At 51.1% G+C, this 22,662-nt stretch carries 29 protein-coding genes and 3 pseudogenes; 5 read left to right on the top strand and 27 right to left on the bottom strand.

Annotation, left to right across the window (positions count from 1 at the left end; all coding sequences use genetic code 11):
* Positions 1-2: 2 nt before the first annotated feature.
* The 4 genes from kae1 to PRZ02_RS05420 are packed head-to-tail and all read right to left on the bottom strand — an operon-like array spanning position 3 to position 2,045.
* On the bottom strand, positions 3-1,022 hold the full coding sequence (gene kae1 / locus PRZ02_RS05435) for a KEOPS complex N(6)-L-threonylcarbamoyladenine synthase Kae1 (protein ID WP_449464810.1): 1,020 nt from the start codon (positions 1,020-1,022) through the stop codon (positions 3-5).
* 1 nt (position 1,023) lies between these two features.
* Positions 1,024-1,191 carry a 30S ribosomal protein S27ae gene (locus PRZ02_RS05430; RefSeq protein WP_449464809.1) on the bottom strand — a complete coding sequence of 56 codons (168 nt, stop codon included), beginning with the start codon at positions 1,189-1,191 and terminating at the stop codon, positions 1,024-1,026.
* Position 1,192: 1 nt separating this feature from the next.
* Positions 1,193-1,510, bottom strand: a complete 318-nt coding sequence (locus tag PRZ02_RS05425; protein ID WP_449464808.1) for a 30S ribosomal protein S24e — start codon at positions 1,508-1,510, stop codon at positions 1,193-1,195.
* A gap of 1 nt (position 1,511) precedes the next feature.
* Positions 1,512-2,045, bottom strand: a complete 534-nt coding sequence (locus PRZ02_RS05420) for a GTP-dependent dephospho-CoA kinase family protein (protein ID WP_449464807.1) — start codon at positions 2,043-2,045, stop codon at positions 1,512-1,514.
* A gap of 160 nt (positions 2,046-2,205) precedes the next feature.
* On the opposite strand from PRZ02_RS05420, the pseudogene PRZ02_RS05415 reads away from it, so the two are divergent.
* The 3 genes and pseudogenes from PRZ02_RS05415 to spt4 all read left to right on the top strand — a co-directional run.
* A pseudogene (locus PRZ02_RS05415) lies at positions 2,206-2,721 on the top strand (D-lyxose/D-mannose family sugar isomerase); the annotation flags it as partial.
* Positions 2,722-2,853: 132 nt separating this feature from the next.
* The gene (locus tag PRZ02_RS05410) at positions 2,854-3,429 is read left to right on the top strand and encodes a DNA-directed RNA polymerase (RefSeq protein WP_449464806.1); all 576 of its coding nucleotides are present in this window, start codon (positions 2,854-2,856) and stop codon (positions 3,427-3,429) included.
* Positions 3,426-3,638: a transcription elongation factor subunit Spt4 gene (gene spt4 / locus PRZ02_RS05405; protein ID WP_449464863.1), complete on the top strand. Its 213-nt coding sequence runs from the start codon at positions 3,426-3,428 to the stop codon at positions 3,636-3,638. The genes PRZ02_RS05410 and spt4 overlap by 4 nt, the downstream gene beginning before the upstream one ends.
* Here the strand turns inward: spt4 and PRZ02_RS05400 are convergent.
* The 8 genes and pseudogenes from PRZ02_RS05400 to rpl7ae all read right to left on the bottom strand — a co-directional run bounded on the left by PRZ02_RS05400 (position 3,620) and on the right by rpl7ae (position 8,681).
* Complete coding sequence (locus PRZ02_RS05400) at positions 3,620-3,967, bottom strand: hypothetical protein (RefSeq protein ID WP_449464805.1); 348 nt, start codon at positions 3,965-3,967, stop codon at positions 3,620-3,622. The genes spt4 and PRZ02_RS05400 overlap by 19 nt on opposite strands.
* A gap of 26 nt (positions 3,968-3,993) precedes the next feature.
* Positions 3,994-5,235, bottom strand: coding sequence for a translation initiation factor IF-2 subunit gamma (locus PRZ02_RS05395; protein WP_449464804.1), 1,242 nt, complete (start codon positions 5,233-5,235; stop codon positions 3,994-3,996).
* Positions 5,236-5,242: 7 nt separating this feature from the next.
* Entirely contained in the window at positions 5,243-5,581 is a 339-nt protein-coding gene (locus PRZ02_RS05390) for a S6e family ribosomal protein (protein WP_449464803.1), read from the bottom strand.
* Positions 5,574-7,411 (bottom strand): annotated as a pseudogene (gene infB / locus PRZ02_RS05385) (translation initiation factor IF-2). Before infB ends, PRZ02_RS05390 begins: the two are co-directional and overlap by 8 nt.
* Complete coding sequence (gene ndk / locus PRZ02_RS05380; RefSeq protein WP_449464802.1) at positions 7,408-7,860, bottom strand: nucleoside-diphosphate kinase; 453 nt, start codon at positions 7,858-7,860, stop codon at positions 7,408-7,410. Before ndk ends, infB begins: the two are co-directional and overlap by 4 nt.
* A gap of 13 nt (positions 7,861-7,873) precedes the next feature.
* Positions 7,874-8,071, bottom strand: a complete 198-nt coding sequence (locus tag PRZ02_RS05375; protein ID WP_449464801.1) for a 50S ribosomal protein L24e — start codon at positions 8,069-8,071, stop codon at positions 7,874-7,876.
* Positions 8,072-8,076: 5 nt separating this feature from the next.
* The gene (locus PRZ02_RS05370) at positions 8,077-8,292 is read right to left on the bottom strand and encodes a 30S ribosomal protein S28e (protein WP_449461750.1); all 216 of its coding nucleotides are present in this window, start codon (positions 8,290-8,292) and stop codon (positions 8,077-8,079) included.
* Between the two features lie 11 nt (positions 8,293-8,303).
* Complete coding sequence (gene rpl7ae / locus PRZ02_RS05365; RefSeq protein WP_449464800.1) at positions 8,304-8,681, bottom strand: 50S ribosomal protein L7Ae; 378 nt, start codon at positions 8,679-8,681, stop codon at positions 8,304-8,306.
* A gap of 115 nt (positions 8,682-8,796) precedes the next feature.
* Here rpl7ae and PRZ02_RS05360 point away from each other — a divergent pair, with 115 nt between their 5' ends.
* Complete coding sequence (locus PRZ02_RS05360) at positions 8,797-9,894, top strand: hypothetical protein (protein WP_449464799.1); 1,098 nt, start codon at positions 8,797-8,799, stop codon at positions 9,892-9,894.
* Here PRZ02_RS05360 and PRZ02_RS05355 read toward each other — a convergent pair.
* The 15 genes and pseudogenes from PRZ02_RS05355 to PRZ02_RS05285 all read right to left on the bottom strand — a co-directional run bounded on the left by PRZ02_RS05355 (position 9,881) and on the right by PRZ02_RS05285 (position 21,978).
* Positions 9,881-12,217, bottom strand: a complete 2,337-nt coding sequence (locus PRZ02_RS05355) for a M1 family metallopeptidase (RefSeq protein ID WP_449464798.1) — start codon at positions 12,215-12,217, stop codon at positions 9,881-9,883. The genes PRZ02_RS05360 and PRZ02_RS05355 overlap by 14 nt on opposite strands.
* 46 nt (positions 12,218-12,263) lie before the next feature.
* Positions 12,264-13,970 (bottom strand): glutamate--tRNA ligase, encoded by a 1,707-nt coding sequence (locus tag PRZ02_RS05350; RefSeq protein ID WP_449464797.1) that lies wholly within the window; start codon positions 13,968-13,970, stop codon positions 12,264-12,266.
* Positions 13,967-14,920: a polyprenyl synthetase family protein gene (locus PRZ02_RS05345; protein ID WP_449464796.1), complete on the bottom strand. Its 954-nt coding sequence runs from the start codon at positions 14,918-14,920 to the stop codon at positions 13,967-13,969. Before PRZ02_RS05345 ends, PRZ02_RS05350 begins: the two co-directional genes overlap by 4 nt.
* Positions 14,921-14,974: 54 nt before the next feature.
* Positions 14,975-16,042: a type 2 isopentenyl-diphosphate Delta-isomerase gene (fni, locus tag PRZ02_RS05340; RefSeq protein ID WP_449464795.1), complete on the bottom strand. Its 1,068-nt coding sequence runs from the start codon at positions 16,040-16,042 to the stop codon at positions 14,975-14,977.
* 9 nt (positions 16,043-16,051) lie between these two features.
* A complete protein-coding gene (locus PRZ02_RS05335) occupies positions 16,052-16,846 on the bottom strand; it encodes an isopentenyl phosphate kinase (RefSeq protein WP_449464794.1) in 795 nt (264 codons plus the stop codon).
* Positions 16,836-17,486, bottom strand: coding sequence for a 30S ribosomal protein S2 (gene rpsB, locus PRZ02_RS05330; RefSeq protein ID WP_449464793.1), 651 nt, complete (start codon positions 17,484-17,486; stop codon positions 16,836-16,838). The genes PRZ02_RS05335 and rpsB overlap by 11 nt, the downstream gene beginning before the upstream one ends.
* Before the next feature lie 21 nt (positions 17,487-17,507).
* Positions 17,508-17,711 (bottom strand): annotated as a pseudogene (locus tag PRZ02_RS05325) (DNA-directed RNA polymerase subunit N); the annotation flags it as partial.
* A gap of 9 nt (positions 17,712-17,720) precedes the next feature.
* Complete coding sequence (gene rpsI, locus PRZ02_RS05320) at positions 17,721-18,143, bottom strand: 30S ribosomal protein S9 (protein ID WP_449464792.1); 423 nt, start codon at positions 18,141-18,143, stop codon at positions 17,721-17,723.
* A 2-nt stretch (positions 18,144-18,145) separates the two neighbouring features.
* Positions 18,146-18,610 (bottom strand): uL13 family ribosomal protein, encoded by a 465-nt coding sequence (locus PRZ02_RS05315; protein ID WP_449464791.1) that lies wholly within the window; start codon positions 18,608-18,610, stop codon positions 18,146-18,148.
* Positions 18,611-18,621: 11 nt separating this feature from the next.
* Entirely contained in the window at positions 18,622-18,969 is a 348-nt protein-coding gene (locus PRZ02_RS05310) for a 50S ribosomal protein L18e (RefSeq protein WP_449464790.1), read from the bottom strand.
* The gene (locus PRZ02_RS05305) at positions 18,950-19,777 is read right to left on the bottom strand and encodes a DNA-directed RNA polymerase subunit D (protein ID WP_449464789.1); all 828 of its coding nucleotides are present in this window, start codon (positions 19,775-19,777) and stop codon (positions 18,950-18,952) included. The genes PRZ02_RS05310 and PRZ02_RS05305 overlap by 20 nt, the downstream gene beginning before the upstream one ends.
* A complete protein-coding gene (locus PRZ02_RS05300; RefSeq protein ID WP_449461737.1) occupies positions 19,774-20,166 on the bottom strand; it encodes a 30S ribosomal protein S11 in 393 nt (130 codons plus the stop codon). Before PRZ02_RS05300 ends, PRZ02_RS05305 begins: the two co-directional genes overlap by 4 nt.
* 6 nt (positions 20,167-20,172) lie before the next feature.
* Positions 20,173-20,715 (bottom strand): 30S ribosomal protein S4, encoded by a 543-nt coding sequence (locus PRZ02_RS05295; protein ID WP_449464788.1) that lies wholly within the window; start codon positions 20,713-20,715, stop codon positions 20,173-20,175.
* A gap of 6 nt (positions 20,716-20,721) precedes the next feature.
* Positions 20,722-21,225 (bottom strand): 30S ribosomal protein S13, encoded by a 504-nt coding sequence (locus tag PRZ02_RS05290; RefSeq protein ID WP_449464787.1) that lies wholly within the window; start codon positions 21,223-21,225, stop codon positions 20,722-20,724.
* A 249-nt stretch (positions 21,226-21,474) separates the two neighbouring features.
* Positions 21,475-21,978, bottom strand: a complete 504-nt coding sequence (locus PRZ02_RS05285; protein ID WP_449464786.1) for a hypothetical protein — start codon at positions 21,976-21,978, stop codon at positions 21,475-21,477.
* 142 nt (positions 21,979-22,120) lie between these two features.
* Here PRZ02_RS05285 and hsp20 point away from each other — a divergent pair, with 142 nt between their 5' ends.
* Entirely contained in the window at positions 22,121-22,657 is a 537-nt protein-coding gene (gene hsp20 / locus PRZ02_RS05280) for an archaeal heat shock protein Hsp20 (protein WP_449464785.1), read from the top strand.
* The last annotated feature ends 5 nt before the right edge of the window (positions 22,658-22,662 follow it).

Here is a 22,662-nt window from a genome sequence, read left to right as displayed (position 1 = left end):
CGTTATTTCACCTTCAGCTTTAGCCCCGTGACCCTCCAATACACGTCAGTATCACTCATCCTCAACTTCGGCGTGGGCAAAAGCTTTGACGGATCTTCTGGGCTAACTCCTCCCATGTCCATTTCCATGGCTACAGCGGCAATCATAGCCCCGTTATCGCCTGCCATCCTTATGGGAGTGGCAAAGAATGGAACGCCATGATCCTTAGCCACAAGAGAAAGCATCTGATTTAGCCTCGAGTTAGCTGCAACTCCTCCCGCGGAGATAACAGAATCTTTGCGCGTGTGCACCAGAGCGCGCTCGGCCGCTTCCGCGAGCATGGCGAAAGCCGTTTCCTGAAGAGAGTAAGCTACCCTTTCGAGCTTTTCCCCTGACTTGTAAACCCTTATGGCCGCGGTCAAAAGACCAGAAAACGATACATCCTGCCCCTTTACTGAGTAGGGCAGTTCTATTAGGCCAAGCTTCTCACCTTCAAGCGCGAGCTTTTCGATCTTCGGCCCGCCCGGATGCTGCAGCCCCACTTCACGGGCAAACGAGTCAAGTAGGTTGCCCACCGCTATGTCAAGAGTTTCTCCAAATATCCTGTACCGACCGTCTTTCCAGGCAACGATATTGGTATTTCCGCCTGACACGTAAACGGCCAATGGGTCCGAGAAGCCGCTTAAAAGCCTTGAGATCTCAACGTGGCCAACGGTGTGATTAACGCCGAAAAGCCTCCAACCGTAATAGGACGAGAGAGCCCTCGCAACAGACACCCCCACGCGAAGGCAAGGCCCAAGCCCGGGACCGTAAGAAATTCCTATCCCGGTCACATCAGAGGGACCTATTCCAGCCTTGGTAAACGCCTTCTTTATCACGTCGGGCGCAACGTTCGTGTGATGCCTGGCAACTTCCCTGGGCTGCAGCCCTCCAGCAGGCGGAACGTACACGTCCCTTTCGTCGGCTAATATCATCCCTTCCTCAGAAACTATGGAAACTCCGAACGTGTGGGCGGTGCTCTCAATCCCTACCCAATACCTCAAATCAGGATCCCTTTACGTACTCCGTATAGCCGCACTTTCCGCAGCTCCACCTCGCACCTCCTACCGTGTGTTTGGCCATAACAGATCCGCAACGCGGGCACTTCCTGTTCTTAAGTGTTATGGTTCCCGTCTCATAAGAATAATCGTAAAGCTTGTGAACTTCTGACAACTCACTTCGCCTCCTGAGCCGGAGCCTGCCCTGCTGGGACCTGTTGCCCCTCTTTTTTACCTTCAAGCCTCTTGAGGTAGTGCTGATACTCGACGCGCTTTAGAGTCGCGGCGTCGTCGTAAACGTTTGCGGTTACCACGACGACCGTTTCGCCGTACTCCTGCTTTATCTCCTTTATCACGATCCTATCCTCTGGCGCGTGTAAAGCAGAAGCTATCAAAGACAGTACCTGTTTTCTGCTCGGAGTGGGGCCCTGCGTGGAAAACGTCAGGGTCACTTCTCTTCTACCTAGGAGGTTGTTCCTAAAATCCCTAATCAAGCTAATCTCTTCTGGCGACCTGCATCCTCTCCAATATCTTTAACGCCTCTTCCTTTTTAGCGTTACCCGTGACCAAAACGACGCCTCTCTTTGGCTGCCCGTAAAGCGTTATGGTTGACGGAGGGAAAAGAGCTATTATGGGAAGTGCTAAAAGGTCTTCTTCACCATCCACCATTATCCAGAACCTGCACGAGGGATTTATCTTCTGCGACATAGCGGTAATAACCGAAAGGGATTCGGCTGAAACGGTTCCAGGAGGATTATGCACCTGGATGACCTCATAACCGCTTTCCGCTTTACTTAGCCCCGCATTACCCCGGAGCGTCTTGCCGTCGGTCACAGCCACGTTTGGGAAAAGGCCGTTCTTCAGTAGATAACGGGTAACCACATCTCCCACGCTGCAGAGAACGGTCTCTCTCACCCTCTTCCTCAAGCGATCGGGGAGGTCTTCCAGTTTGCTTCCTTCGTAAAGCTCGCCAAAGGGCCTACGCATGAGTTCCATGTCTTGAGGAAGTGGCAAGTACACTAAGCCCATAACTTTCCCATGCCATGACTTATAAAGGTGAATCACAACAAAGAGAGCTCGGCCGCCATAACGGGCTGGCCCGCCCTAACGGACGGAGCTTCCACTTCCCCGGCCCCATCTAAGTAAAGTTCATGCCCAAATGCCTTTTACGTTATAGCGAATATTACTTATGAATAACGACGCAACGCGCTTGAAAGCGAAGGAAAAAGCCCTCGCCATATTGAAGAAGGCATGCATAGCTGTAACCAATGAAGAAATCAATAACATGGAGGTTGCTGATTTCGGGCTTGGCCACTTGGAGCAGGTAGGCTTGCAGCTGATTGTATATGTAAACAATGATAGGTACTGTGCAAAAGAGCTGATAATGTTACCAGGGCAAACGTGCCCAGAACATAGGCATCCTCCGGTAGACGGCAGGCAAGGAAAGCAGGAGACGTTCAGATGCCGCTGGGGAAAGGTTTACCTTTTCGTAGAGGGAGAAGAGGAAAAGCAACCTGACGTAAGACCTCCCTTGAGACCAGAATACTATACCGCAAAGCATCAAATAGTACTTCTCCCCGCCCAGCAGTACACAATACCCCCCAACACCAAGCACTGGTTTCAGGCAGGTGATGAGGGAGCCGTAATTTCCGAGTTCTCATCCACGAGCACGGATGAGTACGACGTGTTCACCGATCCCATGGTACGCAGAAAGCGACCCGCTCATTCATCCCTATTGCAATATGGGCTTATCGTTTTCTGCGATAAGGGCGATCCAAACCAACAGGTACGGGCATCTTTGCAACAAAAGCGATAAAAAGTAGGGCGTGTTTAGTCTATGTTTTACCTCTGCAAAGTGAGCGACTTGGTAAAAGTGCCGGCCACCCTCTTCGGAAACCCGCTAGAGGACGCCGTGACCATGGCCCTCAGGGAAAAGTACGTCGGCAAGGTAATAAACGAGGACATAGGCATAGTGCTGCAGGTGCTCGACGTTCAGGCGTCCGAAGAGGGAAAGATACCCATAGGACAGGGCGTGACCTATCATGAAGCGTCGTTTTCTCTCCTAACCTACCGCCCCTTGGAAAGAGAAATCGTCGAAGGAGAAGTAGTAGCCGTTGAAGAATATGGCATACACGTCAGAATAGGTCCGATTGAAGGGGTAGCCCACCAGTCCCAGCTCATGGATGATTACGTCGATTTCGACCCACGGGGCGGCAAGTACATAGGAAGGAACACCAAGAAGACCATTGAGAGGGGAGATCTAGTAAGGGCAAGGATAATAACGGCGAGCGTGCACGAGGGCGACTCAAGTGATGTTAAGGTGAGCCTAACGCTGAGGCAGCCCGGCCTCGGCAGCTTACAGTGGCTGGCAGCGGAAAAACAGCAAGTCCAGGCCAAGGGTGAGCAACGCTGAAGGCGTGTGTTCGGTGCAAGGCCCTTGTCCCAGACGACACAAACATATGCCCGGTCTGCGGTGGGCGGGAATTCTCGGATAGATGGGATGGGATGGTAGCAGTACTTGACCCAGATAACTCAAAGGTAGCGTCTATGCTTGGCATAAAGAAAGCTGGGCTTTATGCTCTTAAGGTCAGAACACGACGATCTCAGATAGGTGCCGAATAACGGAGTTTCCTTCCAGCATGGGAAATGACTGCAATCCCATATGTCCTAACGGCCCGCGAAAGCGATAGGTCATCTGAGGCAAGTATCCATTTTCCAAGCCTAGCTTCCCTTATCATGAAGTTATCGGCATAGGCATCCTCAGACGGGATGACCGCATACCTAGAGGCCAGAAGGAGCGCGGGTACGGAAATGTCCTTTGGGAACCTCTTCAACTCCCTTATTACAGGTTCGGGAACGTATCCCTTGTAAGGACCCACGAGGCTCTCGATCATGAAGTCCAAGTCAGAACGCATACCAAGCGAGTTTATTAGAAAGCTCGTGTCAAACAAGACCCTTTTCTTGGAATTGCTCGTCGTTAAAAGCGTTCCACCGTCCCGTATCCTGAGAGCCTCCACCTGTTCTTGACCCTCCTGCTTATGGCAACCGTCTGCCCTTTTTCAAGGATAACCGGCCTCTTGAACTCCGCTTCATAAGCTCCTTTTGATGTCTGCCTAAAGTTCGCCAGCACCAGCGCAGGCCCAACCTCAACCAGCACTTCCTCTGAGGGAACTATGGGGGTAACCTTGAGCGGCTCGCTCGTACCCAGAACCGTTTCAAAAAGCTTCAAGGTCATAACGGCTTTTGTAACGGCTTTCTCTTCTTGCCCCTTTCTAAACACCACCTGGCCCACCAACCTATCGGCCTTCGAGTACGAGGGATCCAAGTCGGTGGATATTGCAAGAAGGCCCCCTGGCATGGCTTCCTTCACATCGGTATCCATCTGCATGGAAACCGCCACGGTTTCCAAAGGTTTGTAGTTACCCTTACTGTCTTTCACGCCTGGCATTATCACAAGCTCATCTCCTACTGATAGCTTCCCACTCACAAGCGAGCCCCCTACGGTTGCCCCCTTAAGTGATGATATGTCTGACCCGGGTTTATTTATATCAAAAGACCTCGTAACGTAAAACTTTGGAGGCGCATCGACATCTACAAGAGGGGGCTTAAACAACTCGTACATGGCCTCAAGAAGTACGTCTATGTTCAGATTATCTACGGCGGAAACGGGTATGATCGGGGCGTTTTCGGCCCAGCTCCCCTTCAGAAACGCCCTTATCTGATTGTAGTTCTTTAAGGCCTGCTCCTCCGTTACAACATCAACCTTAGTTTGAACGACTATCAGCTGCCTTACGCCCATGATGGTAAGGGCCGCAAAGTGCTCGACCGTTTGCGGCTGAGGGCAGTCCTCGTTTGCCGCAACAACCAACAGAGCCGCGTTCATAACCGCTGCTCCGCTTAGCATAGTTGCCATCAATACCTCATGGCCGGGCGCGTCGATTATGGAGATCTTCCTAACGAGCTCCGTTTTCGAGCCGCAGTGAGGACAGATATCGCTGGTGGAAAAAGAGAGGGGAGCCGGGCAATGCGGGCACTTCATTATCCTCATATTTGCGTAGCCCAGCTTGATGGTCATGCCCCTCTTCATCTCCTCGCTGTGCTTACCGGTCCACACCCCAGTAAGCGCTTGAACAAGGGTAGTCTTTCCGTGGTCGACGTGGCCAACCACACCGACGTTAATAATTGGGGCCTCCACCAGCGATTTCTTCAACTCTACCACCGATCGCTCAAGACTTTTTGGGCTCCTGTTCCGCCACAACCGCCATGTTTACCTGAACCACATCCTCGGTTATGGTATTGCCCCTGACCCACTTCTTTTCCCTTCCACCCTTCCTCTTTATGTAGATCTGCTTTTTAACGCCACCTTGAAGCCAAGGAATCATGGGAAAGCCGCTCTTGTCGCTTCCCCCGGTTATCTTGAGCACTTGCTTTGGAAGCCCAAAGAGGTCGCCCGCCAATTCATCTCCAATCTTCATGCCGATAAGCGTATTAGCAGCTGGTCCTTTTGCCTCTACCGTTGTGGTTTTTCCCTTGCCGTCGGATATGTTGACCTTGAACTCAGGCAATTAACATCCCCCAGCTCGGATCTTTTCTTCTCTTCACCTTAACTAGGTCAAGCAGGGCATTGACCTCACCCTGACTCAAATCAGACCTATATTTAGTGTAAAGCTTCACTGCTTCATCTTCAGCCATGTCGCCAAAAAGCGTTGCGTTTTCCTTTATCTGCCTTCCAAGCGTGTACGATGTTTTTAAAGACATTGCGACCTCAGAGCCCTCAGAAGCGCCATCTAACACCTTACCTTTATCTTGTAATTGGAGCACCTCCCCCACTTTTTCACCGTTTTCATCTATTAAAGTCCTCTGTGGTTTAAGCGTGCCGCCCACAACCCTTATGCCAACTATAATGGGTGAGGCCCTCCTGAACACGTACTCAGGAAGCAGCTTTATCTCCACGGGCCTGTTAATTCCCCTGAGTTCCGATAGCCTCAACTCCTCAGTCCTCTTCTTTATTTCCTCGTCAACTAGGTCCAAAAGCTGGTAAATGAGGTCGGCCTTCACTATGGATATGCCTCTTGTCTCAGCCTCCGACTCAGCATCGGGATTAACGCGGACGTTGAACGCCGCGACAAACCCGTGAACGTAATCCTTATCCTTTACGACTGAGGCCTCTACCACGTCTTTCTTCGAAACCATTCCCAAGTTGGCCATCCTCACCGGTATGCCGCGCTTCTTCATAGCTGATATAACCGCCTCCAGAGAACCGAACGTATCGGCCTTCACCACCACGCCGTTTACGTCTGATGATATGGTAACGCTGGTCTCCTCCTTGAGCTCCGAGAGAGCCGCCTTAACAGAGGCTTCGTCAGCGCCATTCTTAATAATTATAAGTGGAGAACCGGGCAGAGCTCCCTTGAGGGGCTCGTCAGGGACTACCCTAACCCCTGTAGCTGCTTCAACCCGCTCCGCTTCCACGAGGCTAATCTGAAAGCGCGTATCGGTTAAGGGCGCGGGAATTAATATGTTCCTGATCTTACCCACCAGCGGTCCTTCTATACCGCTCGCAAGCGCGGAATCTCCTTTAGCCATCTCTCCCTCATACAGGAGAACATCCAGAACCGTGCCAAGTCCCTTCTCCTCCTTGACCTCCAGTATGGACCCCCTTCCCTTCTCGCTTTCCTTGGGAGCAGCGGTCAACTTTTTACTCATGTAGCGCTGAGTAAGGCCAGCGGTTAGCACCAGCAACTCCGGAAGCCCCTCCCCAGTGAGCGCGCTAACTGGCACTATGGCAACCGTACGCGAGAAATCACTTATCCTGGAGAAGAGATCGGCCGAGATACCGTGCTTTCCCAGCGAACCCGAAACCGAGTACACTATGGAGTCAAGCCTCCGCTTAACAACCTCCTGCTGACGAGCGTATGACGCCTCGTAAGTCGGCGGAACGTCATCTTGGGTTTTGCTGACCCAACCTGGAACGCGGTCTATTTTGTTCAGCGCAACCAAGAATGGGGTCTTTCTCTCAACCAAGATGTCAACGGCCTCGTCTGTCTGCGGCTCAAAACCCTTTACCGCATCCACAACTAGCACCGCGAAATCCGCTATGGAACCACCCCTCTTCCTAAGATTCATAAACACCTCATGACCAGGAGTGTCTATAAACAGTAAGCCGGGGAACTCGAGCGAGAACCTGTACCGCTTCATCAACTCTCCCGCTATGCGGGCTATGACCGCGCTGGGTATGAAGCTGGCGCCTATGTGCTGGGTCTGGCATTTCAAGCTTTACTTGAAATCATGCCCCCAGCCTCACGAAGCTGCAACGCGGTGCCCCTTATCTTATCTAGGAGCGTTGTCTTACCTGAGTCCACGTGACCCAAGACCACTATTATGGGTTGTCTCAAAGACCACCTCCCTCCTTTTCTCCCACCAGCTCAGGAAAGAAAATGGACAGCTCTCTACGGGCATCTTCCGGAGATGAAGAGGCATGCACTACGTTTTCTTGGACAGCGGTACTGAAGTCCCCTCTTACCGTACCGGGCTGAGCTTCGGCTGCGTCCGTAGAACCGATAAGCTTCCTGACGACCGATACAGCCTTCCTTCCCTTTACCCCCATAACAACGACGGGCCCGGACGTAATGAAACCCACTAGGCTTTCATAAAATGGCTTTCCAAAGTGGGGGGAGTAAAGCGTAGCTGCTTGCTCAGGCTTCATAAGTATCTTCTCCATGCGCACTATTTCCAAGCCCTTCCTTTCAAGCCTTAATATTACCTCACCCGTGAGGCCACGCCTCACACCGTCAGGCTTTACCATAACGAACGTTAGCTCCTGCTCAGAGGAGTTTTCACTCACTTAGACCACCATCTCAGGAAGAACTGGCAGTTGCTTTTTCTGTTCTCTTGACAACCCAGTTGGTCTTCTTCGGGGCCCTGTGCAACTGAAGCATGTTTTTCTTGCATTTTGACGAGCAAAAGCGGAGAACCGTTCCATCGTTTCTAACGTATATGAGTCCTGTACCAGGAGCTATCTCCCTCCCACAAAAGGAACAATTGTAAGTTCTCAAAAAAATCACTTCTTGGCAGTAAGTTTCCTTGCTTCCTTCTCCGTATCCTTAAGGAGAAGTATATCCCCAAGCCTCACGGGACCCAATATGTTTCTCGTGAGAACTCTTCCCTTGTCGCGGCCCTCAAGCACCCTCATTCTAACCTGGGTTACCTCTCCGGTAAATCCGGTTCTTCCCATTATCTGGACCACGACTGCAGGAGTAGGGGCCTCTTCGCTCAAAGGTCACACCTTTACTTCTGCGCTTTAAGGGAAGCAGCCTTCTCGGCAACTTCCTGGACAATAGAAGACGCATCACCAGCGTCAACTATTGCTGCAGCGGCCGTAGCCACCTCAAGCCCAACGGCCTCCCCAAGCGACTTCTTAGACCCGACGTAAACATAAGGTACTTTCTTCTCATCGCATAGCAGGGGAAGGTGCGCAACGACTTCTGGAGGCTGTACGTCCTCCGCTATGACCACTAAGAGGGCCTTCCCTCTTTCTACGGTCTTGGTTACCTCATTGGTTCCTTTTTTTATCTTGCCTTTATCTCTGGCTTTTCTAAGAGCTTCTAAAGCCCTATCCGACAATTCTGCCGGTGTCTCGAACTTCACGTAAACGGGTTTACTCACGATCATCCACCCATTTCAATTGAATCCAAGCTTATAAGCGTGATTTGCCCTAAAAAGGGATGACCCTGAATCGCGATCAGGGCAAAACGTAAATTTCAATTTCATAGCAATCCTCATGATTAGCTTTGACGGCCTGATGCGCAATGCCATAGAATTGATCGAAGATTCAGTACCTTTCGATGAAGATCGCGTCGTTAGCGCCCTTTCCGCTCGCGGCTATACCGAGTCGGAGGCCAGATCGGTGATTAGGAACTTCGTGTTCGGAAAGGGCCTTATCCCAAGGGCCGTGATAAACGTTAATCGCCTCGGCCTAGTTGACGTACGCGTCGATATAACCCTATCTCCATCAAGTACTGGCAAGGCTGAACAGTTGCTTAGCCTACTGACCGAGGACGGGTACCTTATATCTTGGGGCAAGTCAATCGGCCTCAGCAATTACCGTACCATAAACGCCGTTCCAAGGGCATTCTTGAGCGATTATCGGAAGGTATTCGATTCCGCCGTGAGCTTCGGGAAGCTCAGGGATTACCAGTGGTTTGAGACCGAGACCTCTTTTCAGTACTTCAGCCCAGATCCCTCCGTTTTCGATTTCAGAACTGGGAACTGGAAATCGGGAGCTGGACAAGTAAACGCTGCAAGGAGACTGAAAGAAACCCCCACAACAAAAGGTAACTTCGACGCTCTAGACCTCAGGATACTGCTTCAACTCAGGAAAACCGCGGCCCAGACGCCGGAGGCCTTAGCGTTATCCGTGGGCCTCAGCGGTTCGGATGCTGATGAGGTAGCCCAACGTATAAACAGGCTACGCAAGGAAAAATTCATAACATCGGTCTACTTGGATTTCTTCGAGGCCGGATTCTTAGCGCCATCGACCGCCATGATCGACCTGCTCTGCAGGTCGACCGATAACAGCCTTTCCTCCCTCGAGGAAAGCCTCCTAACAAACCCCTATCTCTCGGCGGCAAATTTTGGTGTCAAAGCCCTCGCTGGCCTTTTCACTTTTCCCCTTAGCGCTTTTTATCGTCTCCAAAGCGCCCTTGAGAAACTTGTCCTATCGCAAGGGGGTGTGGATTCTGCGTTCATGCTGATTTCTTGGTTTGAGAGCGAGACTTTCAAAAAGCCGGACTCAATTTCAATACTTGCCTCCAAGTACAACGGTAGTCACTGGGCATTCGATGCCGATAGGTTGCTGGAGCACCTTAAACAGCTATGAATCCTCGCCCCCGCGCGCGCTGCGCGAAGCGAGAGTAAACCCTCAGCAGCTCAAGGCCCACCTTTATGCCCATGCTGGCCTCCGGTACCGAATTGCTCGCAAAAAAAGCCTCCACGTCATCTTCATTACCAAGACCAACGTAGGGGATGAACTCGGATATGATTATCGGCAGCACGCCACTTGAGGCGTATATCCTCCTTAACTTATCGAAATTATCCTTGAACCACCGCCAGGCCATTTCCCTGTTGTAGACGTTACTTGCGGCGCCGATCAACTGAGTCACGTCCTGCCTTCTGACGCGGGGTGAAAGCAGAAACTCAAGGGCTTGGCCAAACTGGGATTTGTCCCTAATGACCATCATACCCGACAGCAATTTGACCTTGTCCTCCTGAGATGCGCTGTCGTAAAGCTGGCTAAGTTCTGCGAAGGCATCCCTTTCGTAAAGCGCGCGCGCCACGGCAGCCGCCGTCCTTAAGTCAGGACTCACTTCGAAGTAGTCCATCCGGGCCAGCCGTTTTCCATAGACCTCGTCAACCATGGCCAGCCTTCTGGAGAGGTATGCCATCAGGTTATCGCCGTTAGGGCCCTTTTTCTCCCAGTAAGATACCTGTTTGGAGTGATACGCCGCGCTCCAGGTTCTGACTGCGTTAGGCGCTATGGCATAGAGGTTTGCCAACTGCGATGAAAGCTCAAAACTAAGCAGGTACTCCGCGCGATCGCCGTAGCTATTTACGTAATCCAAGTACTGCCTTAAGCTCACGTTCCCTTGAAGCAACTGGGCGTACAGGTCGGAAAAGACGTTCCAGCGATCATAGGCACTCCTGCAGGCCTGCAACGCGCCGTCCCAGTCCTCGTAGAGGACCCTATAGTAACCAGCGCCGTCCGCGTTCAGCTTGTATGGACGGGCGAGATTCAACCTGGCCTCTTCTCCCATAAGCAGCGATTCCTGCTTAGCACCTTCGTAATACGTCAGTGGAATCGGCCAAGCCTCCTTCCAATTGCCCAAAAACCTGAAGCCCTCTTGAGTAATTGAAACCGATCCATCAAAACGCACCTTTATTACCGGATGGCCCGCCTTTTTCACCCAATCTGGAACCACACGAGATATGGGCTTGTCTGATGCATCCTCAAGTGACCTCCAGAGGTCCTCTGAACCAGCGTTCGAATAGGAGTACTTCCGCAAGAAATTTGAAAGCCCCTTCCTGAAGCTTTCCTCTCCCATGTACTTCTCAATCATGCGAAGAACGCTTGCTCCTTTCCCATAACTTATGTTGTCAAACAGCTGCTCTATCTCGTCCTCGCTTTTAACCTCAACATGTATGGGATGTGTAGCGCTGAGAGAATCAACCATTAACGAACCATCGGTTTCGGAAATCAAGAAATCAGTCCAAATCTCCCATTCCGGGAATATCCTATCCACAACCTTGTAGCTAAGGTACGTCGCAAAGCTCTCGTTGAGCCAAAGGTCGTCCCACCACTTCATGGTCACTAGGTCACCAAACCACTGATGGGCAAGCTCATGAACCACCGTTGTGGCAATCCTCCTTAGGGTCGTCTGGGCAACTTTTTCATCGGCCAGAAGAGAGGTATCGCGAAAAGTAATGGCTCCCCAATTCTCCATCGCTCCCATGGCAAACTCGGGAACGGCAATGAGGTGAAGCTTGGGCAGTTCATAAGGTATACCAAAGTAGTCTTCGTAAACAGAAAGAGCCCTCTTCGCGACATCGATGGCAAAAACGCCCTGCTTAGATTTTCCTCCATATGATGAGACGTATATCTTCTTTCCGTTCCAATGATCCTCAATACTATCAAATTTTCCTATGCCCAAATACAGGAGGTAAGTAGACATGGGAGGCGTTTCCTGAAACCTAACCAACTTCTTTGACTCTTGTTTCTCCTCGCTGAGTTGCGGCATGTTCGATATAACGTCAAGCCCCTCGTCAACTAGCACCGAAAGCCTGAACCTAGCTTTCTTCGCTGGTACGTCCTCGCAAGGGAACATCGTTCTGGCGCCGTTTGGCTCGAAGTGCGTGGTAAAAACGTATCCTCCTTCATATGGAGCCTTGTAAAAACCCATGAGCGATTCGGGTATATCCCTCTCAAACTCCACGTGGAATTCGCTCCCAGGATCGTCGATCCTAAGTACCCCATTAGAATGCGAGAAAGAGGCGCTTCTTCCGTCTACTTCGACCTTTAAAACCTTCATACCAACCACATTTAGGTTAAGACCTCTTTCCCTGTCTAGCGTTATCCTTTCGCTTCCCCTGTACTTGGCGCCTTTCCAGTCAATATCCAAAAGCAACTCATAAGTAGGGTAACCCAATTTTCGTTAGTTGGGTTCGCCGCATTAAAACGTTTTCCCATTTGAGCTACTTATGTGCGAAGTACAGCACAGCGCTTCTTCTATCGCTTGAATAGGCATCCACTCTTGCAAACCCCCATCTTACCATTTGGATCGTGGCATTAACTGGTTCCAAAGACAGATTATGTTCTGCTAACGCCTCGAATGTCCCTTCCGGCGAAACCACGCTCACCTTCATGAACTCCTCTGGTACCCATTGAACCCTTTTTATACCTTCTTCAACTGATTTTTCAGGAGATATGTCCTCAAGCTTAGCGCGTCCCGAGCCAAGATACGTGATAGTTGCAAGCTCCATCAGCCTAACCGTCTGTCCCTCCTTCACGTCATCCGATTGAACAAAGACTTTCCCGCAGGTCACCGCTATATTCCTGCTACCCATCTCCGGGTGATCTGGATGAAGCGGCAAGGTCACAACTCTCTCACCAAGTCCCTCTACAGCTATTTCGATGGGGTTGCGCACTACAAAGTACCTGTGAGATATCGGCTCAAGGTACTTCCTGTTCATGGCGTACAGGTTATCCCAACTCACGGTCGCATCCGTCGGTTTTGGCCCAACCTCAAGTATAAGATCGATAATGGCCCTCGGAGAGAATCCCCTTCTCCGCAAAGCCATCAGCGTTCCCAGCCGTGGATCATCCCACCCATTGTAAGCACCACCGCTCAGCGCTTTCTTCACCTGGCTCTTGCTTAGCGGAATTCCTTCAAGCATCAGCCTGCCGTGCTGTACGGAAATCGGGCGTTTCCAACCCATGGCATCGTATATATAAGCCTGCGCCTCCTCGTTCGTAAGGTGCTCCTTTCCCCTCAGAACGTGAGTTATACCTAGCAGGTGATCGTCAACCGCAGCTGAAAGGTTGTAAAGCGGAAAGGCCCACGTGGGATTCTTAAGCATGGGGTGAGGGTGCAAATTGGGATCAACAACCCTCATCAATGGGAAGTCCCTGAGGGCAGGGTTCGGATGCCTCATATCAGTTCTCATCCTCACCACGGCCTCGCCCTCCTTGAACTCCCCCGCGACCATGCGCTCAAAAAGTTCTAGCGCCTCATCCACTTTTTCACCTCTGTGAGGACAACTCTCGCCCAATCTTCTGAGTTCTTGGAAGTGTTCGGCGGAGCACGTACAAACGTACGCTTTTTCCCTTCTTATGAGTTCTCTTACCACATCGTAATAATTTGACAGGTGCTGGGACTGAATCCACTCAAGGTCCCATTTGTACCCAAGCCATTTCACGTCTTCCCTTATCCAATCGTAGGCCTCCGGCATGGGAGGCTTAACGTGAGGGTCGGTGTCTTCAAACCGCAGCACAAACCTTCCCTCGTAAAGCCTAGCGTATTCCGCTGATAAAACGAGCGCTCTCGCATTTCCGAGGTGTATCGGCGCGTCTGGGTTTGGAGCAAAACGAGTAACCACGGCACCTTTAGAGGCCCCTTCCAGAGGTGGTAACGTCCGCTCCTGGGGAGTTTCCTCCTTCTTTTTGATCGCTAAGCTCGGGTTACTCAAAAGCAGTTTCTTCTCAAGCTCCGCGAGCTCAGCGCTGTCCTTACCATTGACCTGCCGAACGACCTCGTTGACCTTCTGATAGAGGGACTTGGCCTCGCCCCTGAGTTCAGGATGTGCGGAGAGCATCGCGTTCATAACTGGAGAAGGAAGGGCCTTGCCGTGCTGAAGGGCATTCTCCACTGCAAAGAACAAAATCTCGTCATCCAAGCTCATTTTTCTCTTACCACCGCCGAAGACAGAAGTGCCCTAACTTCCTCGAGCGCAGGACCGTTGGGCATTGACCGGAGCGCGCTCTCCGCCTGCGTTTTGAACTTAAGCATAAAGCTCCTAGTTTGCTCGATCCCTCCTCCCTTGACTATCAGGTCAACCGCCGAGGGATCACGTGCTTTCAACTTCTCCAGAAGCGATACGCGATCGGAACCGCTTAGGTTTTTTATGGCGATCAATATGGGCAAGGTCTTCTTACCATTCCTAACGTCGCTTCCAACGGGCTTACCAGTTATCTGGGGATCCCCAACCAAACCCAGTATGTCGTCTGCCATCTGAAATGCCATTCCAAGGTTAAGTCCAAAAGACCTAGCAGCGCTTGCAGGCTTGCCGCTGGCCCCCGCTAGGTAAGCCCCAGTCCAACAAGCATGGGCAAAGAGCACGGCCGTCTTCAATTTTATCATGCCATAGTAAAATCTCAGGCCCACTTCGCGATAATCCATGACCTCAGACCGCATGTCGAGCGTCTGCCCTCTGGCTATGTCGGTGGTGATCGCCGCATGACTTTCCAGAATGGCCATCGCCCGCCTCATGGGCAGCCCCTCGACAGCGCGCGCCATCTCATGCTGCGATTCGGATTGAAGCACGTCCCCAGCCAGTATCGCTATGGGCTCGCCAAACTTTACGTGCGTCGTGGGAACACCATGCCGAGTCTCATCTTTGTCCATTATATCATCGTGTATGAGTGTGAAGTTATGAAGTAATTCCACGGAGGCCGCAGCCCTTATGGCCCTTTCTGAATCCCCACCGAAAACCTCATTAAAAGATAATAAAAGCCTGGGCCTCAGCCTCTTTCCTCCAGTTGATATTAGGTACCATGCCGCCTGAAAAAGCTCTGAGGGGTCCCGGGAAAGGATCCTCTTCATCTCAAGCTCCACATCGGCAACGCTAGCCAAACGTCTCACCAGGGAAGCACGGTTACCTTACCCTCGCATATAGGGTTTACCAAGTTATCGCGTTCTTGGCACTAATCCCCTTTGCTCTGCCCAAGCCTTCATGTTTCCAAAAAGCACATAAGGTGTCTTCATTAATGCCTTTATGTCCCTTGAATTGGTAAGCACCATGGTCATCCTTAACTGTAGCTTAACCTGGTCCAAAAACCCTTTTACGTCCTGAGAAGACTTGGCCGCAGGGCGCAGAAGGGGCCTCGCAAAAGACACCAAGTTCGCCCCTATGGCTATGGACTTGGCCGCGTCAACGCCATTCCTCAGCCCTCCACTAGCTACTATAAGCTTGTCGCTGACCGAACGTATCTCCATTATTGAGGCCACGGTGGGTATACCCCAGTCGGAAAAAGCGTCAGCCATACTATCAGTCCTCCTCTTTCCCTCTATTAGCGCAAATGACGTTCCACCAGCGCCGCCGACGTCGAAACCCGCCAATCTCTTGCTATTTAACCTCAAAGCGGTATCCCTGGAGATCCCGGAGCCGGTCTCCTTTATGAGAACGGGAACACCCACCTCATCACATATACCATCCAACATCTCCTCAAGTCCTTCGAAATCCGGTTCACCCTCTGGCTGCAGCAGCTCTTGAAGCATGTTCAGGTGTATTTCAAGCGCATCGGCTTCCACCATTTCGACGGCCCTCTTAAGGTCAGCAGAGCTCATCTTTCTTACGTTAGAAGCCCCCAAATTCGCTAACACGAGAGCGTTTGGTGCCTTCCGCCTTATAACTCTAAACGTATACTCAAGAGAGCTTTCCATCAGAGCAGCTCTTTGGCTCCCCACTCCCATGCCAAGCCCCGCTTCCTCAACGGCTTCGGCTATGTTGCCGTTTATCACGTCAGTGCCAGGGGCGCCTCCTGTCATGGCACCGACTATGATCGGGGCCTCTAACTTCTTACCAAATACAAGCGTTGACGTGCTAACGTCATCGATACCAATAGCAGGGAGCGCCTCATGAACAAGCACCACTTCATCGAATTGATTTTTAAATCTCTCTGGGACTACGTTTGACGTCAACGCAATCCTTATGTGATCTTTTTTTCTCGCTTCTGTTCCTTCGACGTCTGGCACTTTGATCGCCTAAATCACTACTTTCGTCCCCACGTCTTCGCCTTTAAGCGCTGAGGAAAGCTGCCCTCTTTTAAGCCCATTCACGATCCTAACTTCAATACCGGCGCTAAGCGCGGGGACAACAGATCTGATCTTATTGGCTATGCCTCCCGTTACGTCCTTCCCGCTCGGGACCCGATCTTCCTTAAGCGAGGACCCAAGGGCATGATAAACCCTTATGAGCTTGGCCCCAGGATGAACTTTTGGGTCGCTATCGTATATGCCATCCACATCGCTGACAAATATAATGGAGGAAGCCTTCAGCTTCAAGGCCAGCGCAACTGAGATGTTATCACCCGACACTATGGAGTAACCCATGGTGTTATCAAAAACCAAAGACCCATAGCAAACCGGAAGCAACCCCCAAGACAATAACTCGGAAAAAAACGCCGAGTTCACCGCTTCTAACCGCCCTTCCTTGGCCCTAGATACCGCTGCTGTTTGAACAGGAAATGCGGGAAGCTTGACGGCGCGCAGGGCTTCGATGATACTCCGGTTAAGGCGCATCATGGCATCCTCCACGTCTGAAAGCGCCATAGAAGGCGCGTTGGAAGCCTTTCCGTTCTGAAGCGAGTAAAGCGCGGCAACGGGATGACCGAAGCTTCCCCCTCCGTGGACTATTATCATCCTCCGCTCAGGAAAAAAGTCCCTAATCTCATCCGAAATCCCGCTTATTACCTCTTTTCTTAACGCAAAATAACTATCCTTAATGGTTATGGCACTACCGCCAAGCTTTATGATGACTAGCGGGCGGCTATCGCTCAATCCCTCCTTCCTCTGATTCCATCTCAAAGTCCTCTGGCTTCACGGGAAGGTCTTCTTGAGTGCCCAGTTGCCCTCTTTCCCTCAAAAGCTGTCTGGCAAGAAGCCAGTATGCAAGCGCCAAGGACTTACGGCTTCTGTTGTTCATGGGGATTATGAGGTCGACGTAATCTATTGGGCTATTGCTATCGCAGAAAGCTATCAGCGGGATCCCCGCAAGCGCCGCCTCCGAGACTACCTGACTACCTCCTTCCGTGTTCGATAGAAGTATGACCTGAGGCTCCATGTATCCGGGAAGGTTAGGATTTGTAAGCAAACCAGGAGTAAAGCGCTCCACAAAGGCCGACGCTCCAGTGAACTGCGAAAAGCGCTGCACTGGCCTAACCGCGAAGCGAGAAGCCGCGACCGCCAAAATCCCTCCCGGCTCGTAATGCGACAGCATCCTAGCAGCTATCCTGATCCTCTCGTCAATCTTCTTTAGGTCGAATATGTGTATACCGTCATTTCTAACCTTATATATGAACTCGCGCATTGCCTTGATCTCCGCCTCGGTCCCTATGTGTATTCCGCTTAGCATGTACGTTTCCTGAGGCACCAAAAGCTCACCTTCGATGCTTTGCCTCTCGGTTTCATCAGAAGACATATGTCTTTCACCTATTCAGCTTTAAGGCTCTCCTCCTCTGGAGTACTCCAGTACCTGATCGGCCAGATCATAGTACGTCAGAAACATGCGCCTGCAACAATACCTCTTGATTCCGAGCTCGTCCAGAACCTTTGCTGGCTCTTCGCCGCTGGCGACAGCCTTCTGGTAATCCTCCCACTTGTCTCCTATGACCGCGCCGCAGGTAAAACATCTAACTGGGAAAAGCGTCGTGCATCACCTATATGACTTCTGGAACCTCCTGCGGGCTCCCTTACCTCCGAACTTCTTAGGCTCTTTTTCTCTCGGGTCTCCGCTCAAGGCGTGCGGGTCGAACTCCAGCAGTACCTGCTTCACGCGGTCATCGTTGTTGAAGTACTGGTATATGCCTCTCGAAATGGCGTACACGCTGGCCTGATACTGCCCCATGTAGCCGCCACCACTGGAGCTCACCTCAACGTCAACCTTGTCACTGTAAGGCTTAAGCGCCTCATAAAGCACCTTGAGCTGGGATCTAACCTGCATATTGGGATGAAGTTCCATTGGGTAGCCATTTATCAGGAAGCGGCCAGCCCCAGGCCTTATTATGGCACGCGCAACCGCTTTTTTCCTTTTCCCAGAGGAAACGACCACCTTATTTTCTAGACTGCTTTCGCTCAATTTCATCTTCTAACCTCCTTTCTCTTAACTCTTCCGTAGTAAAGTCCGAGCTCCAGAAGGGTTGTGGAATTTCCTTCCTTGCCCTTCCACATCACGCCTTCCAGTTTCTGGACTGGAAAACTCGAGAGCTCTGAGGGAAACCCAACATAAACGCGCAACCTCGAATAGGCCTCTCTGCCCTTGGGCTTGTCTACGGGTAACATGTTCCTGACGGACGTCCTGAAGTAGCCTTCTGGCGTCATGTACTTCCTCGGGCTATACCTCCTTGGATTTATCCAAGAATGTATACCATACCAAGGCTGTAACCACTTCACAACAGCATCTATGGGCTTTGATATGACTGCCTTTTCCACGTTCACTACAGCGACCTTTTTTCCCTCCATGAGCGCTTTTGCCGTGATTGATGCAAGCCGACCTTCCACCGCCCCAGCTGCATCATAGACCAAATCTGGAACAAATTTTTCCATTTAGTCATCACCTACTTTGCCAACACCCATCCAGAAGGAGCGTCAGGGAGCGAGGCAAACTCATAGAGGCTTATGCACTTCCCGCCAGCCCCCTCTATTTTTTGCTTTGCGGACTTCGAAAATGACACCGCGGCTACTATCATGGGAGCGTCAACCGTACCCCAGCCCAGCACTTTGCCGGGGACCGCAATCCCCTTAACTGACTTGGCCAGCTTCGACAACTTGCCTACGTTTACGCTAATGCGAGTAGCTGATCCATTTTCCAACTCCTGAGCAAGCTCCTTCATCATGGGCTTCTGACCCTTGTAGAGCGCACTGATCGTCAAAAGCACTTCCGGGTTAGTCGGACTTCTTTTCATACGCAAGCACCTCTAATTGTGACAATATACTCCTTAACCCCCTATTGAGAATTTCTAAAGCGGCCATTAACGCTGTACGAGCGTCCAGTTGGCCGTTGACTTCAAAAGACAACACAAATCTGTCAGGGTAACTCTTTACCTCAAGTACTCCTGGGCATGCCTCCTCGCAGGCCTCACATAACGTGCATGCCAGCGGGTCAATAACCTTAAGCTTGCCATCTACCAGCCCCAGGGCGCCGGTAGGGCATGCGTCAACGCATTTTTTACAATCGCCACAGCTTTCGTTCATTATATTTATCATGGGGTAGTTAATCGAAGTCGCCGCGCTGACCGGCTGCCATTTGGCATGCTGCCTGCCTGTTCCCATCCTAGCCGTCAGCTCTGCCCTAAGGCTCTGGCCCTTCACCATGGAAATTATGGGAATTTTTGGATGGGTTGTAGCCACCTGGCCGTCAGGAAACTTCAGCTCCGAAGCATATACCGTCATATTACCATCCGACTTGACGTCAAGTACCATGCTCACTTCCCTCTTGGGTTCAAAGAAGTTATCTGCCAATTCCTCGTAGCTCAAGTCCGTCTTTATGGGTATAAGCGAAAGCCTGTGAGCTATGTATTCCCTATAAAAAGAGGTATTGTTCTCTGCAAAAAGCGCCTCGTCTATTGCCAGAGTTGGGACATAAGCCACAAGCGCCCTCCTTATACTGTTGGCGAGGGCCACGCTAACCCCGTCTATTAAGAGCTTATATTCGGTACCTTGCTTCGAGATAACAGATAGAGACGGGGCCTTCTGGCCCGCGCTTGCCGTCATACTCTCCTACCCCGCCTTCCGCCGGGCCTTCTTGTAGTGTCATGAGGCAACGGCGTTATGTCTTCCGTTACGCCTATGAAGAAGCCCTCTCTCGAGAGAGCCCTAATCGCCGCCTGAGCCCCCGGACCTGGCGTCTTACTCCCATGTCCTCCTGGGGCACGAACGTAAACCTTCAAAGCGTTAATCCCTTTTTCTTTAGCCTCGCGTGCCGCGGCTATGGCCGCCTGAGTTGCAGCGTAAGGCGATGGTTTCTCCCTGTCCGCCTTTACCACTTCTCCACCTGACTTCTTTGCTATAAGCTCCCTTCCCGTAATGTCGGTTATGTATATTAGGGTGTTACTAAACGAACTATAGATCCAAGCTATCCCCCAGTTCAAGTTTTCGGTCATAGTCGATCACGGACTACCTTCTTCTGATGAACCGGACCCTTTAGGGTTATCTCCACTTACTCCCTGCTTCTGAGCTGCCATAACCGGCAGCTCTATTCCTTTCTCTTCTTCCCTATCTATAAGGGCACCGGGTGACCTCACAGCCCGTCCAAAAATTTTCACATGACCGTGGGTTATAAGCTGCCTTGCGGCATGATATGATATGCCACCTTTCTGCGCAACAAGAGATTGCAGCCGCCTATTCAGGATTGCCTCCACACCCATAGACAGCACGCTATCTGACGTTCCCTCCGGCGAGTCCAAGAACCCAAGTGCGTAGAGCCTCTTTATGAGTTCAGATTCCCTTGCTGCCCTGTCTTCAGGAGGCAACGCAAAGAATTCCCTCTCCATCCTCCTGTACTTCCTTGCGACGGCTTCCGCCACATAAAGTTCCTTCTTATTTCTAAGGCCATACTTTCCCATTAGCTGCATCTCGCTCTGCAAAGAGCTAAGCAGCCAAGGATTCGTGGGTCCCTTCCACTTCTTTCTCGGCCTTTTTATATCTCCCATCTAAGATCACGCAACTTGCTGCGAGCCCTGCGCGGCAGGGGCCGCTGCGGCAGCTTGCTTTAACTTACCCTTCGAGACGCCTACTGAGCGTCCAAACCTGCCGGTCACCCTAGTACGTTGTCCCCTAACTTTCAAGCCGAGCGAATGCCTGACCCCTCTCCAGCACTTTATCCTTTTCAGCAGTTCCACGTCTCCCCTAACGCCCATCAAAAGGTCTGATCCGATCAGGTGCATGTCCTCGCTTTCCAAAACATCTGATCTTCTGTTCTTAAACCAGAGCGGCAGTGACGCGTGCTTCTTATCCCTCAGGACCCTTTCTAAAGATTCAAGCTTCTCATCTTCGACCTCTCCCAACCTTAAGGAAGGATCTATGCCCAGCTGCTTGCTCAATGCCATAGCCAGATTAACTCCCACACCCCTGATGCGAGATATGGCATATGGTACTTTCACGTCACCAGGCAGGTCGAAGCCCACCATTCTCACTACGTGCTTGAAAGACGCCTCGCTCAAGCTGTTAACACCTTTGAAAGCATCCTAGAAGATACAGAATGGCCATATATAAGAATTCGCGAACTGTTAGCGCACTCTCTGACATGAGGCTGCACCTCGCCGGCCAATTGTTTTACGGCGATTATCCGTTCCCACGAAGCGGATGGAGACTTACGTCACCCCTTGAGCTCCCACTGAGTTAAGTAAACGCGATATAAAAAACCGCTTTTACAGCTTGATTCGCTTGAAAAAGCTTGAAGCGCTGGTGACCTAGATCAGGCTTAAACTGCTTACTCCGTTCACCTTCTTTATCTCGTAAATGAGGTCAGGCGGTATTTGGCCTTCCACAACTATGGTAAGCTTGGGATCCGGGTTGAGGTCAACGTCGTCGACGATCGCCTGCCTTATGCTAAGGTTACGGGAAGCAATTATCGAAGCGACTCCTGCAAGTATTCCGGGTTTTGTGGCATCTGAAGGCGTAATCTCAACCACGCTCCACCCTAGGTTCTTGGCCACCTTCTTTAAGCTGCTTCCGCTTGGCTCCAGCTGAGAGAAGATCTTCCCAAGAACTGGGTCGCTTTCTATCATCTTAACGGTAGACGACACGGTCCTTCTGTCAACGTGTGCTACAGCGGCTATCTTCGCCACGGGAATCTCTATCTCTCCACAATACACCCTTCCGTTCTTGACGCTTAACCCATATTGAATCAGAAGCTTAGCAACAGCCATCTTCTCCTCTCTACCCGAGAACTTGGACGAGACAAATTTCCACATATTGTAAATGTTATGGTGCCATAAAAACTTTTAACAGCTAAGCCCAATTCGGAACAATTCTACGCAAAACTTATGCGGGCTTAAAGGCATTCAGGCACCGAAATGCTTATAAGTCTATATCACATATAGTGATAGACCGGAAATGTCCGAGAGGAGAAGGGATAAGGATTGGTTTGACGAATTGATGGACGAGTTCGAAAGGATCTCCGAGGAAACCGACGAAATTATCGATAGCATCTTTAATGACGCCAAAGGGCGGATCAGGAGAGAGGACTACACGTTCGGCCCTTACATATACGGCTTCTCGGTCAGCGTCGGTCCCGATGGCAAGCCAGTCTTCAAGCAATGGGGTAACGTAAAGCCAAGCAGAAGAGGCCTACTTGAAACCAAGGCCATAGAGCCTTACTACGACATAATGGAAGACCAGAAGAATAACCAAATAAAGGTATACATCGAGATGCCAGGGGTTTCCAAGGACCAAATACACCTGTATGCAGATGATGCAGAACTCCACGTAACCGCAAAGGGAGAACACAAAGAGTATGAAGCGGATATACCACTTGACCGCGAGGTTGACGTTTCAAGCGCCTCCGCCACTTACAATAACGGCGTGCTTGAGGTAACCCTCAAGCCTAAGCAGCCGCTTCAAAAGAGCGGTAACGAAATAAAGATACAGTGAACATA

The sequence above is a fragment of the Tardisphaera saccharovorans genome (assembly GCF_046635845.1).
Classification (GTDB): Archaea; Thermoproteota; Thermoprotei_A; order Marsarchaeales; family UBA168; genus UBA168.
This window is presented reverse-complemented; position numbering and strand designations above follow the sequence as displayed.

Coding starts and splice junctions, on each gene's coding strand:
- PRZ02_RS05420 (WP_449464807.1), bottom strand. CDS start 2,045: ATGGGCTTAGTGTACTTGCCACTTCCTCAAGACATGGAACTCATGCGT.
- PRZ02_RS05410 (WP_449464806.1), top strand. CDS start 2,854: ATGTTTTACCTCTGCAAAGTGAGCGACTTGGTAAAAGTGCCGGCCACC.
- PRZ02_RS05360 (WP_449464799.1), top strand. CDS start 8,797: ATGATTAGCTTTGACGGCCTGATGCGCAATGCCATAGAATTGATCGAA.
- PRZ02_RS05350 (WP_449464797.1), bottom strand. CDS start 13,970: ATGAGCTTGGATGACGAGATTTTGTTCTTTGCAGTGGAGAATGCCCTT.
- rpsB (WP_449464793.1), bottom strand. CDS start 17,486: ATGTCTTCTGATGAAACCGAGAGGCAAAGCATCGAAGGTGAGCTTTTG.
- PRZ02_RS05315 (WP_449464791.1), bottom strand. CDS start 18,610: ATGGAAAAATTTGTTCCAGATTTGGTCTATGATGCAGCTGGGGCGGTG.
- PRZ02_RS05310 (WP_449464790.1), bottom strand. CDS start 18,969: ATGAAAAGAAGTCCGACTAACCCGGAAGTGCTTTTGACGATCAGTGCG.
- PRZ02_RS05305 (WP_449464789.1), bottom strand. CDS start 19,777: ATGACGGCAAGCGCGGGCCAGAAGGCCCCGTCTCTATCTGTTATCTCG.
- PRZ02_RS05300 (WP_449461737.1), bottom strand. CDS start 20,166: ATGACCGAAAACTTGAACTGGGGGATAGCTTGGATCTATAGTTCGTTT.
- PRZ02_RS05295 (WP_449464788.1), bottom strand. CDS start 20,715: ATGGGAGATATAAAAAGGCCGAGAAAGAAGTGGAAGGGACCCACGAAT.
- PRZ02_RS05285 (WP_449464786.1), bottom strand. CDS start 21,978: ATGTGGAAATTTGTCTCGTCCAAGTTCTCGGGTAGAGAGGAGAAGATG.
- hsp20 (WP_449464785.1), top strand. CDS start 22,121: ATGTCCGAGAGGAGAAGGGATAAGGATTGGTTTGACGAATTGATGGAC.